The following is a 7507-nucleotide window of genomic DNA, read 5'->3' as shown; positions in this document are numbered from 1 at the left end:
TTGATCCAACCTGATTTTGTTACTCCATTTTTCTTATATGTTGACTCATACCATAATCCACTATTTGTTTGAGATTTTGATTTAATCGTCACGACTTCTTCTTGTAAACCAACTAAAGTATCCTTTTCAGAGACCCCTGGTATATAAGGAGATTCATAGACAGCACCATAATTTTTATTGATAATCCCTTTATTAGTATAAGCTTCTATATTAACTGTCTCAGCTTCCAAATCAACTGATTTAATCCAACCTGTTTTAACTTTGCCATTTTTTGTATAACTTCCGTAATACCACAAGCCATAACCTGTTCTAGCTTCTTTAGTTTTATTAAACTGATTATTTTCTAAACTAAAAGTTTTATCTATTTCTTCTGTTCCTGGTACATAGGGACTATCATAAATACTTCCTGTTGCTTTCTTAACAAATAAAGTTTGTTGATGTTCTCTCTCATCAATTATATCACTAACATCATTTGACTTTATCCATCCTACCTTATTCATACCATCTTTTTGATACATAAATTCATACCATAAACCATAACTGGTTCTTGATTGAGCAGAAATAGTTATTAATTCGTTCGACATTCCTAAAGTTTTATCTTGTCTCCAAGTACCAGATTGATATGGTTGATTATAAATATCAGCATTAGTTTTATTGATAAATGTCTTCTTACTAAAAGGTATATATTCAAAATTTCTTAAAGAAGAAAAAGTTCCTGTGTAATCAATATTGGTATCAAATGTTCGGTCTTTCTTAGAATCTCCTACAAAATGCATATCACTAGACCACTGCCAAGCAGATGATTCTGTATGTAACAAATTATCTTTAGATGGTACAAAAGGAAACTGTGCTTTCCAAGACGCTTTATCACCACCTAATTTACTCATATCTAAAATTTTAGTAGTAAACCAACTAGCCATACTGTAATGTACAACTTGTTTAAAACCAAATTCTTTATTTAATGTTTCCATAAAATATAATGAGTTTTGAGTTAGATTTCCATTATTTGTCGATTGTTCTTCTGCATCATTTACCATAACAGTATTGATATCTAATCCATTTTGCTGCGCTACTTGAGCAAAATATCTAGCTTCTGCCTCAGCAGTTTTTTTATTAACAAACCAGCTATAATGATAGGCACTAACCTTCAGACCAGCTGTTTGAGCATTTCTAATCTGACTATAGGCAAACGGGTTAATATAACTTGTTCCTTCAGTAAGTTTTACTACTACACCTGTTACTCCTTGCCCTTTCATCTTTAAATAATCTTGAACTGTGATTTCTCCCTGGTGAGATGAAACATCTACAAAATCAATTCTTGGCATATTTAAATTGTTAGAAGAAAGGCTTCTTTCTGCTGAAAAGCTACGAACTGTAGATTTAGTCTCAATTCTAACATTCTCTCCTAAAACACTTTGATTTTCTTCAGTTATTTTATCACCGTGATATTCAATGTTACCTTCTTCTATTTCTGAAGATGAGGTACTGCTTTCTATTTTATCAAATTCAGTAGTATTTAAATCTTTTTTACTATCATCTGTAGGTATTTGCATTTCTGAACTTTCAATTACAGAAAAATCGAGCGAACTCGTTGTTTCAGTTGCTTTTTCTGTCTCATTTTCGGTACTACTATTCCCTGTGGCTTCTGTGATAGTTAACGCAGGGACAGTTATTATAGATGTAATACATAATAAACTTACAAAATACTTTTTCAAATCTAATACTCCTCATAATTTTATTTTAAATCTTTTGATTTTATCCACCCCTTAAAAGATTTATCTTTACTTTTATAAGTCGATTCAAACCAAACTCCATAGTCTGTTTCTGCTACAGCCGAAACTTCAACTACCTCATTCTCTAAACCATTTAACTTTTCAATTTGTTTAGTATGACCAGCTACATAAGGTGAATCATAAACTGAACCATAATTTTTATTTATAGTTTTCTGAGTATCTAGTATCTGATAATTAAAGTACTCTTCTAAATCAGTTTGTTTTATCCATCCATTAACTAGTCTATCTTCAAGTTCAAATTCTGTTCTATACCACTGCCCATAACCTGTTTTAGCCTCTTCTATTACTGTAATTTCAAAATCTTTAAGACCATCAGTTTTTCCAATTTCTTGAGTCACATCTGGACTAGTATAAGGTTTATCATAAATTGATCCATGATTTTTATTAATAGTCATTTTTTTTGATATATTCTGCTGTTCTACAATATCTACCAAATCTAATGACTTTATCCATCCCTTACTAGTCTTTTTATTCTTAGTATATTTTACCTGATACCATGTCCCTTTATTTGTATTAGCTTTCGCACTAATAGTTACAATCTCATTTAGCATACCATTTAAATTGTCAACTTGTTTAGTCTTACCTTCGACATAAGGAGAATCATAAACTGAACCATAGTTTTTATTTATTAACATTCGTCCGGTTACATTTTCGTACCCAATATAATCTTCAACATCAGTTTCTTTTATCCAACCCTGATATACAACATTATCAATAGTTGTATCTATTCGATACCAATGACCGTAACCAGTATAAGCTTCTTCCAGAACCGGTATTTCCTTGTTAACTAATTCAGTAGTCAAATCGACTTGTTTATCATCAACAGAACCTGTGTAAGGGGCATTATAAATTGCTCCATAATCTTTATTTACAGTTACTTCTTTTTCGATTTTTTGTTGATTCACAATAGCAGCGAAATCCGTTGATTTCATCCATCCGTTTCTTTCTGCTTTACCATCAATAAAACTAACTTTGTACCACTCTCCATACCCAGTTGTAGCTTTTTGACTTATACTAACTGGTAATGTTTTCTTGTTTTGTAATACACTAACAGTTTTAACTCCCGGAATATATGGATCTTTATAAAGATCCGCTTTATTACTTCTAATAGCCAACCGTTTTTTATAGGAGGCTTTATTAATAACATCTGACATTTCACCAGACTGTATCCACCCTTTTTTAGTGCGATTGTTATTCTTATACGTAATTTCTTGCCAAGTACCATGCCCATTTCTTACTTCTCTAGTAACTAAAACTTCTTGATGATAAAGCCCTTTTGTCGTATCAATACTTTTATCACCACTCTGATAAGGTCTAGAGTAAACTGATGCACTCGTTTTTTCAATAAATCTTTTATGATTCATTTTTTTATCATGAATTACTGCATTTTTGTCATTGCCTAATTTAAATAAATAAATTTTTGTAAATGGCGTAGCTGATTTAATATTACTTTTTATATTTCTATCATAAGAATGCCACATTAAGTTTTCGTTTGAGCGGCTTCCCCAAAAAAAACCAATATGACAGTCAAAATTAGGAGCAGTGTAGTCTGGCTCAAAATAAATCACATCACCTTTCTCAGCCTTACCACTAGCTAGTAACTCATTAACTGAATTAAAAGCATAATGCTCTGTGTTTGGTCTTAGAGCATCACGCCAGTTATAGGCATTACAGACATCACCCCAAGCATTGGCAACATTAGTAATTCTTCTTAAGTCCCCACCGGCACGTTGAAAAGCTGTAGCAACAAAACCAGTACAGTTAAATCCTGGTCCATAACGATTAGGTGCGCCATTTGGACTCATACATTGGACACTAGGTGTCCATAGACCTCTAAATGGTGTTCCTAAATAGAAATTATCATACTCATGGGCTTGTAATTCATTTAATAATTGCTGTTTTGAAATTCCTAAAAATTCTGCTACTCCCTTTGCCTGGCTAGCACGATTAACACTACTTTTAAAACTATAACTATCTATATCATTTTTCTCAACTTGATTATAGTCAGTTGTTTGTTTGATATATTCAAGTACTTCCTGATATTCTTCTGGTGTCGTAGCTTCTTTTAAAATTCTTTCAATTCGTTCTTCCAAACTCTCCTCTTCAGAACTTGATGTACTTAAAATAGTTCTTTCAACTTCCTCTACTTCTGATGACGAACTTTCGATAGCTTCAGTAAATTCAGGCATTTCTGAACTTGTCGTAATACTTAGCTCGTCTTTAGATTCTAATGTGCTCTGCCTATTATCTACCACACTCTCAGCGGTAGCTAATACCATAGGACACAACAATGAACCTAATACCAACAGAACCATATTCTTTTTCATTCATTTCCCCACCTTTTTAATCTCATATGATTTATTATCGCATTTAAATTGTTCATTAACTATAGTTTTTTGTTTTTTTATCAAAATGTCAGTATAAAGTTATAATTTGATTAATTTAATACACAAAAAAATAGAATATTAACCTAAAAAATAAAGATCATAGAAATAAAATATTTCCACAATCTTTTATCGTTATACTTATAAAATTATTTAATATTCATTAATAAGACTCCAGCTAAAATTAGAGCGATACCAATCATTGCATTTGTACTAATTGTTTCTTTTAAAAATATAACTGAACCAGCTAAAATCAATACATTTGTAATCCCTAGTCCTAGTGGCACAATAAAACTAACATCTGACTTAGAAATAATAATCATCCATAAAATAAAGCTTAATAAGTAACAAAATAAACCTAATAAACTTAAGGTTGGAAAATTCATATTTAATTGACTGTTAATCATTTTGATTGATAAGTCCGAAGATCCTAATTTAAAAAGGATAATTCCAGATGATGACAAAATTACATAAACAAAAAACAAAATCATTTTTCTTTACCCATTCTTTCTATTTTTTCTTTTAATATTGATACTTCTTGAATTAGTGATTTAATTTCATTTGTTTGCTTTGTAATATGTTTTGTAAAAACAATTAACTGAATTAAACTAAATAACACAGCCATAACTAATAAAAAATTAGACATAGTTTCAAAGCCAAATAACGTACTAAAATATTCGGGGATCCCAGGAAAAACAGAGAAGAGCAACATAATAATACCAATCCCTAACCATAACAATGAATTTTCCAAAGTAAAAGTTGATTGTCTAATCAAACGAATGATAAATACTAAAAACAATACTGATAACAAAATCATAAATATTGAAATACTAGTCATTAATGATTCCCCCTATCTGACAAGATAAGAATTGACGTCAGTACCTCAATCATATATCTAACTGATTTGATAGGTGTGATTGATGATTTTCCTTCTAATCTTTCAAACATATTGACGCCCACTTCTTTAACTTTTCTATTTTGTTTAATCAAAATAGCATTAGTTTCTGGTTCTGGATATTTCTTAGGATAGTGTTTAGCAAAATATTTAATCACGTCTTTATTAGCTGCACGATAGCCTGAAGTCACGTCAAGAATTGTAACTTTTGTTTTAAATTTGATAAAAAACGAAATCAAGTTAATTCCGACTCTTCTAGAAAAAGATGTTTTGAACTCTGAAGGAGATCCTTCAACAAAACGCGAACCGATAGTAAAATCAGCCTCTTTTTTTATAATTGGTTCAACTAAATTTTCAATAGATTCAATATCATGTTGTCCATCACCATCAAATTGAACAGCTATATCATAATCATTTTGTTCAGCATAAATATACCCAGTCTGTACAGCACCACCAATTCCTAAATTTTTGATCAAGTGAACAGCTGGTATATTATTTTCCACTAATATATCTTTAGTTTTATCTGTTGATCCATCATTAATAACAATATAATCTAACTCAAACTTAACGTTTTGTTTAAACGACTCGATTGAACTTGCCGTTTTAAAAATACTTGCCTCTTCATTATAAGCAGGTATTATAATTAGTACTTTCATTTATATTCTCCTTATTAATATTACATGTCTAAATACAAATGAATAGTTAATTAAATACCTCATACTTCATTTGTTTATATCCATATATAAAACATTACTCATTTTGATTCATTTTATCTGAAAAAAAGAAATTATTCAATGCCTCTTGCCAAGTTAGAATAATATATCCAGTTTCTTTTGTTTTACTCAAATCTAAAACTGAATATTTAGGACACTCTGCGTTTTGCGAAAACTCTGCAGAAGCACCACGTAAGATGTACTTGTTTCATCAAACAAATGACATAATTCTCGACCTAATTGACCTAAACTACCAACGATTAAAACCATCTTAAAGTCCTCTTTCGTTTCTATTGGCCTTTTTTAACGTAATTACTTCTACGGATTGTTCTTTCTTTTTCCTATCAATGACTGTTTCCAGTAAGCAAACAATCGTGTCTTTTAAACCTGACTCAAAATTCAATAAACTCTGGTGTCGAACTTAGTTCTTTTTTTAACTTTGTTGATTCAATGGCATATCTTAAATCATGTCCCAATCGATTATTCACATCCTTGTAGGTATATTCGGCTGCCCTATTAACTCATCTGATAAATCACCTCTATCTAAATAAGCAGGATTCATATCAGTAATCTCCGATTCACCGCATTCAGATAGTTTATTATTTTTACCAATATCAATCACGTCATCGTCATAAAAGTATAACCTGTGACTGCGTGATTCGCTTTTCTTCAATCGAGGTAGCTTCCATGTCTTGATTATCCTCCTGCCAGAATAATTTATTTCAAAATGTAGCACCTCTTTTATATTCAGTAATAAACCCCAATACATGAAGCAATCGCCCAAACTAATAACAAAAAACTAAGACTTGCATCGGTCTTTTAGTAACGTAATTCTCCTCAATTGTACCAATAAATTCAGAATAATTCATCACTACTGATAATAACATAAGCAAATCCGCAGAATATATTGCTTGAACACCCGACAAATAATTTTTACCAACCTCCGTCTAGGTTAAATGTTAAATACATAGACATGTAAATTAAAATAGATGTTAAAAAGGTTATAAAAATAGTATCAAGTTTAGTCCATTTATTTACTTTTTCAACATACTTCATAGGAAATCCCATAACAATTCCTATGCAAATTAAGTTGATTAAAGCTAATGGAACAGAACCTTTTCAATCCCACCCAAGTGAAGATAGTTGTCCAAACTTAGCTATTGTCACATACATACTTGCAAATTAAGAACCTAGAAAGACGTCAAAATTATGATTAATGTAATCCACTTGTTTAACTACATAAGCATTTTCATTAATCGAGTCTATTCCTTTGGTTTTAGAATAACTAATAAACAAGAATAACTACTATGATACCAGCTAGCATAAAGTTATATGCTTTTTTGTTCTTAAAACGTCTAGGTGCAATAAAGAGGTCTAAACCCGTTAAAACACTGTAAGGTAATTTAGTATAGATAGGAACTATGCACAAACCAATAAAGAGAAACAAATCACGTTCTTGAATTTTTTCTTCATCATTTTAAAGAATAGAGCCACTATTAATAACATAATTCCATAACCAAAGACATCTTGATTAAAAGAGTCTGCTATATAAATTACAACAGATTGTAAAGTAAAAATTGTTAAGATATGTTTCCACTTTCCAGCCAATTTAATAGCTAAAAATGTGCATAAAGAAAGAGGCTCCCAAACGTCAGCCTCTTTCTAAAAAAATTTTAAATAACTTTTCTCTAATCTATAAGGAGAAACAGTAAAGATATAATA

The 7507-nt window shown here is 30.6% G+C and carries 6 protein-coding genes and 1 pseudogene; all 7 read right to left on the bottom strand.

The window, feature by feature from the left end:
• Positions 1 to 1715, bottom strand: a 1715-nt coding sequence (locus DOK76_RS09720) for a GH25 family lysozyme (protein ID WP_206967230.1), incomplete at its 3' end; no start/stop codon positions are given.
• A 20-nt stretch (positions 1716 to 1735) separates the two neighbouring features.
• Positions 1736 to 4072, bottom strand: coding sequence for a GW dipeptide domain-containing protein (locus DOK76_RS09715; RefSeq protein WP_206967228.1), 2337 nt, complete (start codon positions 4070 to 4072; stop codon positions 1736 to 1738).
• Positions 4073 to 4326: 254 nt separating this feature from the next.
• Entirely contained in the window at positions 4327 to 4668 is a 342-nt protein-coding gene (locus tag DOK76_RS09710; RefSeq protein WP_206967225.1) for an EamA family transporter, read from the bottom strand.
• A complete protein-coding gene (locus DOK76_RS09705; RefSeq protein WP_206967223.1) occupies positions 4665 to 5015 on the bottom strand; it encodes a DUF2304 domain-containing protein in 351 nt (116 codons plus the stop codon). The genes DOK76_RS09710 and DOK76_RS09705 overlap by 4 nt, the downstream gene beginning before the upstream one ends.
• Positions 5015 to 5728: a glycosyltransferase family 2 protein gene (locus DOK76_RS09700; protein ID WP_206967221.1), complete on the bottom strand. Its 714-nt coding sequence runs from the start codon at positions 5726 to 5728 to the stop codon at positions 5015 to 5017. Before DOK76_RS09700 ends, DOK76_RS09705 begins: the two co-directional genes overlap by 1 nt.
• 192 nt (positions 5729 to 5920) lie before the next feature.
• Complete coding sequence (locus DOK76_RS13265; protein ID WP_255521712.1) at positions 5921 to 6055, bottom strand: hypothetical protein; 135 nt, start codon at positions 6053 to 6055, stop codon at positions 5921 to 5923.
• 100 nt (positions 6056 to 6155) lie between these two features.
• Positions 6156 to 6451, bottom strand: a pseudogene (locus tag DOK76_RS13370) (sugar phosphate nucleotidyltransferase); the annotation flags it as partial.
• Positions 6452 to 7507 lie beyond the last annotated feature (1056 nt).

This window comes from Candidatus Vagococcus giribetii (genome assembly GCF_017316185.1).
Lineage (GTDB): Bacteria > Bacillota > Bacilli > Lactobacillales > Vagococcaceae > Vagococcus > Vagococcus giribetii.
This window is presented reverse-complemented; position numbering and strand designations above follow the sequence as displayed.